The 11,240-nt window shown below is 27.3% G+C and carries 10 protein-coding genes; 6 read left to right on the top strand and 4 right to left on the bottom strand.

From position 1 onward, the window contains the following. Window positions 1-5: 5 nt before the first annotated feature. The 3 genes from BABL1_RS03085 to BABL1_RS03075 are packed head-to-tail and all read left to right on the top strand — an operon-like array spanning window position 6 to window position 5,431. Complete coding sequence (locus BABL1_RS03085) at window positions 6-563, top strand: hypothetical protein (protein ID WP_023792265.1); 558 nt, start codon at window positions 6-8, stop codon at window positions 561-563. A 37-nt stretch (window positions 564-600) separates the two neighbouring features. After that, entirely contained in the window at window positions 601-3,063 is a 2,463-nt protein-coding gene (locus tag BABL1_RS03080) for a secretin N-terminal domain-containing protein (RefSeq protein ID WP_023792262.1), read from the top strand. A 16-nt stretch (window positions 3,064-3,079) separates the two neighbouring features. Beyond that, on the top strand, window positions 3,080-5,431 hold the full coding sequence (locus tag BABL1_RS03075; RefSeq protein ID WP_023792260.1) for a secretin N-terminal domain-containing protein: 2,352 nt from the start codon (window positions 3,080-3,082) through the stop codon (window positions 5,429-5,431). Here BABL1_RS03075 and eno read toward each other — a convergent pair. Beyond that, on the bottom strand, window positions 5,415-6,668 hold the full coding sequence (gene eno, locus BABL1_RS03070; RefSeq protein WP_023792258.1) for a phosphopyruvate hydratase: 1,254 nt from the start codon (window positions 6,666-6,668) through the stop codon (window positions 5,415-5,417). The genes BABL1_RS03075 and eno overlap by 17 nt on opposite strands. A 229-nt stretch (window positions 6,669-6,897) precedes the next feature. On the opposite strand from eno, the gene BABL1_RS03065 reads away from it, so the two are divergent. The 3 genes from BABL1_RS03065 (at window position 6,898) to BABL1_RS03060 (ending at window position 8,259) form a co-directional block, all read left to right on the top strand. Then, complete coding sequence (locus BABL1_RS03065) at window positions 6,898-7,101, top strand: hypothetical protein (protein WP_023792255.1); 204 nt, start codon at window positions 6,898-6,900, stop codon at window positions 7,099-7,101. 269 nt (window positions 7,102-7,370) lie between these two features. Next, entirely contained in the window at window positions 7,371-7,574 is a 204-nt protein-coding gene (locus BABL1_RS05605; RefSeq protein WP_023792253.1) for an ankyrin repeat domain-containing protein, read from the top strand. A gap of 139 nt (window positions 7,575-7,713) precedes the next feature. Then, window positions 7,714-8,259: an NUDIX hydrolase gene (locus BABL1_RS03060; RefSeq protein WP_023792250.1), complete on the top strand. Its 546-nt coding sequence runs from the start codon at window positions 7,714-7,716 to the stop codon at window positions 8,257-8,259. A gap of 191 nt (window positions 8,260-8,450) precedes the next feature. Here the strand turns inward: BABL1_RS03060 and BABL1_RS03055 are convergent, their stop codons facing one another. The 3 genes from BABL1_RS03055 to BABL1_RS03045 form a co-directional block, all read right to left on the bottom strand. Continuing rightward, window positions 8,451-9,455, bottom strand: coding sequence for a tetratricopeptide repeat protein (locus BABL1_RS03055; protein WP_023792248.1), 1,005 nt, complete (start codon window positions 9,453-9,455; stop codon window positions 8,451-8,453). Window positions 9,456-9,573: 118 nt separating this feature from the next. Then, window positions 9,574-10,818: a hypothetical protein gene (locus tag BABL1_RS03050; RefSeq protein ID WP_023792246.1), complete on the bottom strand. Its 1,245-nt coding sequence runs from the start codon at window positions 10,816-10,818 to the stop codon at window positions 9,574-9,576. Between the two features lie 98 nt (window positions 10,819-10,916). Continuing rightward, entirely contained in the window at window positions 10,917-11,237 is a 321-nt protein-coding gene (locus tag BABL1_RS03045) for a DUF1622 domain-containing protein (RefSeq protein WP_023792243.1), read from the bottom strand. Between the last annotated feature and the right edge of the window lie 3 nt (window positions 11,238-11,240).

The following is an 11,240-nucleotide window of genomic DNA, read 5'->3' as shown; positions in this document are numbered from 1 at the left end:
AAATTATGGCTATACTAAAAAGAGTAGAAGACTTCATAAAGAATCTTGATGAAAAAGAATTTTTACAATATGCACTTATATTTTTTACCGGTTTTGGTTTATTGCTCAGCTTAATTTTTTACTTTCACTATAAAGTAGTAAATAAATATAAAACTCAATTGACTGAAATCAATAAAGAAAGAAATAAAACTAAAGAAATACTAACTAACTATAGATTAGTTTTACAACAAAGAGAAAAGGTTGAAGACGTTTTAGCAAAAGATAAGAATTTTTTTATCGCTCAAACTTATAACAATATTTTAAAAAAGCTTAATCTAAGCAATAAACAACTTCAAGCACCAACTAGATCAGATGGTGATACAATTAGCGGTAAAATAGAAAAAAGATTAACATCTAATCTTGATGGCCTTACAATGGAAACATTAACAAATTTATTAACAGAAATAGCAGAGAATGAACGCCTATATCCAAAAGAGCTTTCAATTAAAAAAGTTCCTGGATCTAATACTATAGATGTAGAGTTAACTATCGCTACTCTTGAGTCAGTTGAAGAAAGCGAATAAAAGTTTAAAATATTGAATAAATTTGGAACGTAAAATTATGACTATAAAAATCAATAACTTAATAAATTTACTAATAATTTTTAACTTAATTTTATATCATTCAGTAAATTTTTCTGCTACACAATATTCTGGTCAAAATAATGATCATTTAGAAAATAGCACAGAGACTATAGATTTTAATTTTAAAAACAAAAAATTAATTGATATAGTTGATATGCTTACTAAAATAAGAAATGTAAATTACATTATTCCTCAAAATGCTCAAGCTCAAGCAGATTTTAAACAGCAAGTCATTAGCTATGAACCGGAGGATAAAAAAAGTATTAATATCAAACAAGCATGGGATATAACAACACTATTTTTAGAACTCTCAGGCTTTAGCTGGTTTGAAAAAGAAAAAGATTTATATGAAATTGTTCCTACAGGTTCTGCAGCAACTATAGGTGTAACTCGTGAACCTTTACCATTATATATAAACACTAAACCTGATGATCTACCTAACAATGAATCAAGAATAAAGTATGTTTATTATTTAACTAATTTAAAGATATCTGAAAATAGAGACGATCCTTTAAATCAGATATTTAGAGACATGAGCTCTACAGGCGCTGCTGATCCTATTATATTAACAAAATTAAATGGGTTTATATTAGTAGATAAAGCAAATGTTATAGCTTCTATCATAAATATAGTTTCAAGACTTGACGCAACAGGTTTTAGAGAAACCATTGAAATAGTACCTCTTTATAACGTTTCTGCTCAAGATGTAGCAAAAGTCTTTGATACTTTAAAAAAAGCAGCGGGAGAGGAAAAAGCATCACCATTCATCAGAAGTGATACAAAAGCTTCTATATCTTATTTTGCTTCTGATACACAAATAGTTGCTGATACAAGAAATAATGCAATTATCTTAATGGGTAGAGAAACTGCAGTTAGTAGAATGCGCGACTTTATTCATAATCATGTAGATACAATAGAAGAATCAGGAAAATCTATACTGCATTACTATAATTTACAATATTTAAGCGCTTCTGAATTTTTACCAATATTACAAGATATTGTAAAAACAGAACTTCAAGGTTCTCAAGGCACTCAAGGTCCATCTTCAGGCCCTGAAAGAAGATTTAAAGGAGTGGTAATAGATGCTGAAAAAAATATAGATATTCCTCCAATTCAAGGTCCAATGGATAATGAAACGGTTAGAACCCCTGAAGGAGTAAAATTTGATGCTAAAGGCATAACCGGTCGTATTAGGACTGGAGGTAATCGATTAATTATAGCAGCAATGCCGGATGACTGGACAGAGATAAAAAAATTAATACAACAAGTAGATCAACCACAACCTCAGGTAATTTTAGAAGTTTTGGTTGCTGATATTACTCATACCAAAACTAAACAAATATCTGGAACAGTTAGAGATCTTAGATTAGAGCAATTACCAAATGGAGTAGGGTTTCTATCATCAAATATTACGCCTGTTAATAATGTAGTTGGAGCAACACCTACAACCCTTGCTCAAGATCTATTAAGGGTTATAAGTAATTCAGGCACTGATACAGGGGTATCTTCAGTATCTGATTTACTGAGCCCTGGATCATTAATAATCTCATTTCGAGATCCTGTTACCCCAAGCGATGGGTTAAATTCTGCTCAAAATAGAACAGGAGGAGGAATATGGGGCTTGCTTGCTATACTTGATCAATATTTAGATTTAAAGATAATAACACATCCATTTTTAGTAAGTTTAAATAATACTAAAGCAACTATCAGGCAATCTATTGTCAAAAGACAAAGAGGAGATGCTGTACCTTCTCAATCTGGAGTAATAAGTGTTAATATTGATGATATTCCTGCATCTATACAAGTTCAAATGATACCAAGAATAAGCTCAGCAACTAGATTAAATTTGCAAATAGCTGTGGATATCGATGATTTTTTAAGTGCTACTAGTATTGATAGAGAAACTAGGCGTGTTGAGACTGATTCTAATTTAAATTCTGGCGATGTTTTAGTAATAGGAGGCCTTACCCGTATAGATACTCAAGATTCTTTAACGCAAACTCCAATTTTAGGACAAATACCTTTTATTGGAAGATTTTTCCAAGGTATAACAAAAATAGTTACAACAACAAATCTAGCTATTTTTATATCACCAACTATCGTAAACCCAAGATTTAGGTCTGGTCTTGATAGATATACGGAAGATAAGATGAGAAATGCAGCATCGGTTCTAGATGATACAATAGTTTATGGAGATAATCGAGATCCTATTACTTACTTTTTCTTACCAAATAGAACAGCTAATACTAACATTATTGAAGAATATTTAGAACAAACTAAAAATATGTCTGAATATCAAAAAGAAGAAATAGAAGCTAAAATAAATCGTGAGGAAAATAAATTAAAAAGAAAAGCTTCTACAAAAAGAAATACAAGAGATAGAGTATTAAATAAAACTCAAGCGCCAATAAAAGAGGACGCTACTGATGTTATTGCTTAAAAATTAAAGTTCCTATATGTTAAAATTATTAAGTCTATTACTTTTAAGTATATTATATTTTAACTTTAATATAATAAGTCAAAATAATAACCAAGAAGATGATCTAATAACTTTTTATTTTCAAGATAAAAAGTTATTAGATCTAGTATATGAGCTTGCTAAAGCAAAAAATATTAATATAATTCCCCCTCAACTTGCTAATCAAATACAAGAATTAAATTCTCAAACAGTAACTTATAAACCTAAAATACAAGAATTAAATTTAGATCAAGCCTGGAAATTTTTATTAATGTTTCTAGAAATGTCTGGATATAGCTTGATACAAAAAGATGAAAATAATTATGCTATAGTATTGAATAGTACATCAAGGGAGGCACTTGATTTATATGTAGATACCAATTTAGACAGCTTACCTAATGAGCCAAAACGTATAAGGTATATTGCTTATTTAAAGAACATAAATATATCTCAAATTAATAAAGATAACAATAATGCTTTAGCTCAAATCTTTAAAGATATGTTAACCACGGGATCTCCAGAGCCAATTTATCTTCCAAGTACTAATGGGTTTATTCTAACAGATAGATCTGATATTATTTCATCCATTATGAATATAATTTCAAAATTAGATGAAACAGGATTCAGAGAAGCTATTGAATACCTTCCTATTAATTATGTATCTTCGCAAGAAGTATCTCAAGTACTAAATACATTAAGAAAGGCAGTAAAGACAAATGATACTTCTTTTAGCATAAGAGCAGATGAACAAGGCAATCAGATTAATTATTTTGGAGCAGATTTAGAAATAATTTCTGATACAAGACAAAATGCTTTAATTATTATGGGACGAGAACAAGCAGTTAATGTAATAAGTAAATTTATTAAAGATTATGTAGACCTACCAGGAAATTCAGGAAAATCTATATTGCATTATTATGAATTACAGTATCTAGATGCTAAAGAATTTGCTCCAATACTTCAAGAGATAGTAACTACACAAAATCAAAATAAGCAATCGGAACAAACATATCAAATGGGCCCTTTAAGATTTTTCAACGGTGTGATAGTTAAAGCAGAAGCAAATGTAAAAGGTACAACTATAGCCACTCCTATAAGCGCTTCTGATCCTTCTGCTAATAAAATATCTAATTTTGAGCCTAAAGGCATACAAGCACAAATATTAACTGGAGGAAATCGACTCATAATTCTAGCATTAGATGATGATTGGCAACAAATTCAACAATTGATTAAAGAACTTGATATCCCTCAACCTCAAGCATTATTAGATATATTAGTTTTAGATATAACTGTTAATAATATTAGGCAACTACAAAGCACAGTTAGAACTAGAACTGATGCTAGTTTAATGCCCTCTGAAGGAACGCAATTTCTTTCATCAAACATCTCTCCTCCTGGAAACGTCTTAGGAACCGATCCGCAACAAATTGCTCAAGATTTGCTTGCATTTGTAGGACCTAATAGTATTCCAGCTTTAGCGCCTCCAGGAGCACTTTTAATAACCTATAATGATAGAAAGACTCCTGGCATTGCAGGTATTGTTCAAGCATTGAGTCAGTATACTCAAGCTCAAATTAAAACTCATCCTTTTTTAGTTGTTCTTAATAATAAAAAAGGAAATATTTCACAAGAAATAAGACAAAGAAATAGGGGAGACTCAGTTGCAGGTCCTAACGGATCATTTATCATCCCTATAGAAAATATATCGGCAAGAATAAAGCTTTCTTGCATACCTCATATCATTGATGAAAATAAATTAAAGTTAGATATAGGAGTTAATATAGAAGATTTTATAGCAGCTACTCTAAATAAAACTACTAGAGGAATGTTTACTACTGTTAATTTGTCTGATAATCAAATATTAGCAATAGGAGGACTGAATCAAAAAATTAGAACCAACGTTTTTACAAGAACTCCGCTTATTGGCGATATTCCAATAATTGGTAATTTATTCAGAGGAGAACGTTTGCAAGTATTAAGTACTAGTATTATAATATTAGTAAAACCTAAGATAATAATGCCTAAAAAAAATCAACAACAAATCAGTCTATCAAGTAATTACACAAAAGATAAACTTGATAATATTTTAGCAGCTATAAATAACAATATATTTTATAATTTTACCGACCCTGTAGTTAAATTATTTTTATCAAATGAGCAAAATATGATTGATAATTTTGATTTACTTGATGAATATTTAGAACAAACTAATAATTTAAACTCAGAATCAGAAAAAAGTAACTTAATATTAAATCCTAAAAATAACAAAAAAATTAACTTTAATAATGTAAAAGAAGTTTTAAATAAAGAAGAAAAAAGTTTTTTTAAAAATGCTAAAATTCAAAATTAAATAATAATCTATCTTCTATACATAATAAGCGATTATATTTAGCTAATCTTTCACTTCTTGAACAACCTCCTGCTTTTATTTGCTCGCAACTAGAACCTACTGATAGATCAGCTATAAAAGAATCTTCTGTCTCTGATGCCCTATGAGAAATTATAGTATTATAACCATGGTCTTTAGATAGCTTAATTGCCTGTAAGGTCTCTGTTATTGTTCCTATTTGATTAGGCTTTATTAAAACTGATGTAGCACATTTTTGTTCAATACCATAAGCTATTCTAAATATATTAGTAGCAAACAAATCATCTCCCACAATTTGAATCTGATTTTCAAGAAGTCTAGTCATTTTAGCCCAGCCTATCCAATCTTGCTCATCAAGACCATCCTCAATTGAATAAATAGGATATTTTTTAATCAAGTCCTGATAGTAATCGATCATACCATCAGCATTTAAAAAATCATTATTAAATAAATAAAGTCCAGTATTTTTATCAAAATAATTAGATGCTGCTACATCTATTCCAAAAACACAAGAAAGCCCGTATTTTTTGCTTGTTATATCTGAAATTTCTAATAAAATATCAAAAGCTTGAATGTTATTCTCAAAACCTACAGCAAATCCGCCTTCATCAGAAACCTCTACAGGCATATTTAATTTCTTCAAAAGCAATTTAAGCTCTTGGAAAAAAACTATTCCTGCTTCTAATGCACCTCTAAAATTAGGAACTCCAACAGGAATTATCATAAATTCTTGTATAGTTAAACCATTATCTGCATGTTTAGCACCATTAATTAAATTAAAAAAGGGATATGGTAGCCTTACACTATCGGAATCCAAAATAAGCGCTATGAACTCATATAATTCCATTTTTTCTATCAAAGCCTCTGCTCTATATAAAGCCATACTTACTGCAAGTAAAGTATTCGCTCCTAAAGTAGTTTTGTTAACAGTTCCGTCTAGCTCTATCATTTTAAGGTCCATATCAACAGCATTGACCTCTTTTCCTACAAAATAAGGAGCAATAATACGTTCTATATTATCTACAGCTTTAGTTACACCTCTGCCAAACAGTCTACTGCCTCCATCTCTTAATTCATAAGCTTCTGCCGAACCAATAGATTTACCAGAAGGGACTGAGGCTGTTACTGTTAATCCATTTTCTAAAAATACTTGGCACTGTACCGTTGGAAAACCACTTGAATCAAAAATTTCTCTTCCTAATATGTGCATAATTTTCATATAGACCTTCTGACTTTTTAATTAACTAACTTGTTAATAAGATAAATAAGCTTCTCAACCATTATAAAGGGTTTAACAAAATAATTTTTAATATAATAAATTATATCCAAATATAGCACTTGATAATCAACTTTGTATTTAACTGATATTTAAGTTGTTTATATTATTGAAATAAAAATATAGCTTAATATAGACTCAATTAAGAATTCATAGATAAGGGAGAAAAATTATGATGCTTGATAATTCTACTTACAATAAAGTTAAATTAATTTATAAATTAAGTCGCATGATATGGTTTATAGATAAACATGGCTTGTTAGACGCTAATAACTCAGGCGATAAAGAATGCCTCGATAATTTAGTTGCTTTAAAAAAAGATTTAGAAAAACATCTTGAGAAATTACAAAAATCAGTTTGTATAATATCTCAATAATTTAATTAATATCCTCTCATATTTTAAAATGAGAGGATCACTATATTAATAAAAATACCCCATTATTTATATAAATCTTAATAAGTTAACCTATATATCATATTTACCGTATTGTATTTGTATAGCAAATTTTTATTTGACAGATTGATAAAAAAATATAAAAATTCTAATTTTTATTAAAAGCATGTGCTAATCCAAATTTTAGACTCAAAGATCATTATACACATCAATATAAAAAACTCTCCATTACACTACGCTATTCATAAAATATTCTAAAGTGCTTACTAAATGCCAGAGCAGATCCTAATATTTTAGGATTTAACAAACAAACACCCTTATTAGATGCTATAAGTCGTGACAACACCCAATCAATAAATATTTTACTTAAATATGGAGCCGACATTAACATCAGTAATCAATACGGTATTAATCCATTATCCTTAGCCAATAGTCCTGCCAACAAAAAATTTTAGATATTTTTAGATCATTTTTTAAAGATAAAAATAATATTATAAAAATATATTTTTGCTTAAATTGACAATAATAAAACATTATGTCATGCTAATAGAAATAAAAATAAGGTGTTTTAGAATAATTCAGGAATACGTAAAGATGCATAGATTAAATTTAATAGAAAAATTAAAAAACTATATTCCTTCAGATAAAGAAGAAATTATCTTTAAAAAAAATATTTTAGATTTTATAAATGATAATCCACTATGTTTCGAAAGATCTTTAGAAATTGGTCATATAACTGCTTCTTCCTGGCTTTTAAATAAAGATCATTCTAAAGCATTACTTTTACATCATGCCAAGCTTAATAGATGGTTTCAATTAGGAGGTCATTGTGATGGCAATCCTGATGTTTTATCGGTTTCTATTAAAGAAGCTCAAGAAGAGTCAGGCATCTTAGCTATAGAAGCTATTTCTAGTAATATTTTTGACATAGACATACATCTTATACCCGAAAATACTAAAGAAAAAGCTCATTATCACTATGATATAAGATTTTTATTACATGTTACTAGCAACGAAGAAATTATAAAGAATAATGAATCTAAAGAACTGAAATGGATAAGTAAAGAACTAGAACAACTGCCTGAAAAAAATCCTTCGGTTATTAGAATGTTTAAAAAATGGCAAAATTTAAACATATAACTAATAAATTTTTATGATCGAAAATGTTTATTTAACAAAATATAGCAATTTTGACAATATTAAGACTAAAAGAGATTTAATTATCAATTTACAAGCAAAAAAGTTAATTGATAAGATTATAAAAATTTGCGACAAACAGTAATATTGCAACAAATACAAAGAGGATATTTAAATATCCTCTTATAGTATAACTAAGAAATTCTAAATTCTTTAGGAATCTTCATTAAAGCAGATTTGGACTTCTTAATATCTCCTTTAACATTGTATAAGTCATGTAATATCATATTAATATATACATTTCCTTCTTTTTCAGAAAATACATAACAGTTAATTGATTGATCTATATCGTTTTTAAATTGAAAAAAAATATTGCCTAAAATTTCGTAAGCAATAGGTTTATAAAATGATTTTAACAAAATTTGTGCATATCTTTCTAATTTCTTCAATAAAATGCTTTTATTACCATCACTTTGAGAGATAATGTTAAAAATTGAATCTATTTCAACCAAATAAGCAGGTAAATATTTTTTATCTAAGGCTTTTTGCTTATATTGAGAACTTAAAGAACTTCTTCCTTGTTTTAAATATATTTCTGATAAACATAAAGCAGACTGAAAATTACCTAATTCAAATGCCTTTAGATGATATTTTTCAGATTTTTCCAAATCATTCTTATTAAAATTTATTACTCCTAATTTATAAAAATCATAAGAACTAAGTTGGTCATTATTTCTATAAAGTTTATCATTTAAAAATTTTTCAATGTAATTTTTATCCGTTTCAAATAAGCTTAGTAATTTTTCTTTAATTTCATTATATATAGGCAAATGATATATAGTATTAAAGAGTATTTCAAAAACAGGGTCCACTAAAAATTGCTCTTTTATAAGATAAATACTAATTAAATTTTTTAAATAATTTGATTCAGTTGTTTTAAAATTTTGATCTATTTGATCTAATATATTTAGAAATTTACTTAAATGTAATAAAGTATAATGCCTACCTGAATTTAACAACAGTTCTTTTAACCTAGAAGGAATAATTCTTGAATTTATCTCTTTAACACTATAATCATACTCTTCTAAAGATTTTTGATTAATATAACTATTTTCTTCATTAATAGGCTTAGAGAATTCCATACTAGAAATGTTAACATAAGTAAATAGCAGTACTATTAAAATTAAATATTTGTTCATATTATTTTCCTTATCTAACGATTAAGTAATAAAATATATAAAACTGTAATATTATGTTTATTTTTAACAGTATAGCATTTATAGCTATTTTAATCAAAAATATAATAAATTGTAATATTTACCATATAGATTTAAGTTTTAAAATCAAAAAATTATCAATATATCTATAAATTTTCCCTATTTTATCGATTCTCTGTAATTTTCCTTTTGTTAGATATAAATTTAATAACTCTTTATAATCTTGAATATCCTTAAAGACTTTACTTATATTGATTTCATGTAGTTTTCCATAACCTAAAGGATATCCTACCGATTCTATAAGCAGATTCTTATCAACATCACTAACAATAAGTACATGACCTTCATACCAAATCAAATCCCCTTTTTCTATATATTCTCCTTTTATCAATGGTCTTAAAGTTTTTGATAAAGTAGCAGTATTTTTACAAAAATAAGGCATTCCTACCATTTGAGCCACTCTTAAAATTAAAGAAGAGCATTCAAATCCAGTTAACGGTCTCTTATCTATTTCTCTCGTCCACGCTTTGACCAGTTGGCCAAATTGATTGATAGTTTTTAACCTAAAGTTGCTCTCATCAAGTCGATCAATATAGCTACATCCTCCCCAAAGATAGGGTATAATTAAATTATCTTTATTTAAAAAACGTTTTAATATATCCATAAACAAATAGATTGATGTTTCATAATCATTAGGATATTCTACTATAGCTAAACTTTTATCAACATAAGATATAACTTTTCCTAAATCACTATCAAGTAAAAATATTGAATAATAATTATTAGTATCATAATCTAAATTTCTTATAAATCTTGTACCTGCTGAATAGGTTTTTTTAGTGAGTAAATCGTGCCAAGGAAAAATCAGAGTTAATATATTTTTTTTATAGACTACGGTATTCTCTAATCTATAAGGCAATGGTATAGCTTTAATATCTATTTCATTTATATCTTTGAAGTATTTCAAAGCACTTTTAGGTATCCAAAAATCTTGTCTTAAAACGTCTTTTTCATCATAATAGAAAAGACTATTTAATTCACATTGAACTTCTGATTTAAATTCTTTTCTGACTATCACAACTTCATTAAATAGTAATTGATGAGTACGAAGACAAGCATTGCGCCCTCTTTCAGGAGCATATTCAATAGAGTTATAAAGATCAATTACGTTTTTATTTATTGAAACTGGATTAACTTTATTTTCTTTAATCAAAGATTGATTAACAGCATCTACCACAGGAACAACAATAACCGCTTTACTATTTTGAGCATTATAATAAGCAATTAAAGAAAATAAAAATAGTTTTATAAAAATAACAAAATATAAAAAAATCCTATATTGCAATTTCCTTCTCCCATTATCGTTTATTATTTAAATAATAAAAAATTATTACAAATATTTCAATAATTAATGAAAAGATAAAAATTAAATTTATAACAGATTTAAGAAATTTTTTCTAATTCTTGAATCAAAAAATAACTTAAAAGTATTCTTATTAATACAAGCATACCTAGCTTTATAATTGATGAATATTGAAATTCGACCAACGACTGGATAATATCAGAACCTACAATAAAGTCTAAACCAAAAATCATACTATTTCCTAATTGCAACCTAAGGCTATTGACATTATCGATATAATTGTTTTTAAAAAGATAAATAATATATTTAATAAAGCATATTAAAGAATTAGCAAAAATTATAAACAACCCCATAAGATGTAAAAATATCGATATTAGGTTTATAAAGTCGACTAAATCCATTAA

The sequence above is a fragment of the Candidatus Babela massiliensis genome (assembly GCF_000513475.1).
GTDB classification, from domain to species: domain Bacteria; phylum Babelota; class Babeliae; order Babelales; family Babelaceae; genus Babela; species Babela massiliensis.
Note: the sequence above shows the minus strand (reverse complement) of the source record. Positions and strands in the feature narration are given on the sequence as shown.